Genomic DNA, 1,055 nt, shown 5'->3' with positions numbered 1-1,055 from the left:
TAATGCTTGTCAGTTAAGAAGCATTTAACACCTTTTTGAAGGCCTAGTCGCGTAGCGACTGGGCCTTCTTTTTACCACTCTTGGGTAGCTCCTATCTCGCCTTTCTGGCAGCGTAAAACTCTCAGCCATATCGAGTATGTAGTTCATTACCTCAGGGATTCTACCTGGCGCAACAGCAGGAAGGAGTTGTAACTGACCTATTAAGAACAACGACGCTTGCTTAAAGCCTATTTGATAAGGCATTACTTTATTCTGGTCGTAAGCCATTTGGCACATTAAGAAGCGAAGTAAGTTGTAGGCTAGCAACATCCCCCACAACTCTTGTATAACGAGTTCTGGTTTTTTGCTTCGTAGAGTAAGGCTGTTTTGAAGCATATATTGCTTCATCTCTCGATAGCCTAACTCTATCTCCCACCGATGACTGTAAAGCTCCGCAATATCTTTTCCTGGGTAACGTAAAGGGTCTGTCATTGACGTTAACAGTCGTATTTCTTTCCCCTTAACTACCTTAGTTATTAGGCGAGCCTCTAGTATTTCCGGGGCATCACACCATTTCTTTTTTGCTTGTGGAGAGAGCTTCAGCTCAACTAATTCTTCTCCACGTCCCAGTTTGCGAACCGTTGTATATTGAGCCCCTTTGCGCATAGGAATAAGCCAATGCCTTTCGCTTCCGGTCGTTTGCCAACGATGTAAAAGCCCTAGAGCGTAAAAACCTCTATCAAAGATGGTCAGGCTTTGGTCTGGAGAGTGTTCAATAAGCTTTGTTGTCAAATCTACTTCACTTATCGATGTTGAGTCGAATGATGCGCTATTAAGAAGATGGCTTGTCAGTTCCATATGGCAGACCATTCGAACTTGAGGATACTCAGATAAGCACTTTTGATTTCGAGTACGACTGAAGCGCTCATCGTTCTCTTTAGTATCTGGGGTTCGCCAGACCACACCATCTACAGCATGAAGAGTTAAACCATGCCAATCTGGGTGTGGCGTTTTGTCATTCCATAATTTCTGCGTTTGAGTAAAAACGGACTTCATGACATCAGAACCTAGCCTTT

1 protein-coding gene is annotated in these 1,055 nt (G+C 43.7%); it reads right to left on the bottom strand.

The window, feature by feature from the left end; genetic code table 11:
* Window positions 1-24: 24 nt before the first annotated feature.
* Window positions 25-1,055, bottom strand: a 1,031-nt coding sequence (locus tag QTN95_RS20820) for an IS4 family transposase (RefSeq protein ID WP_331418874.1), incomplete at its 5' end; no start/stop codon positions are given.

The sequence above is a fragment of the Vibrio sp. M260112 genome (genome assembly GCF_036533775.1).
Lineage (GTDB): Bacteria > Pseudomonadota > Gammaproteobacteria > Enterobacterales > Vibrionaceae > Vibrio.
The sequence above is the reverse complement of the archived record's forward strand: the minus strand, read 5'-3'. Positions and strand labels throughout refer to the sequence as shown.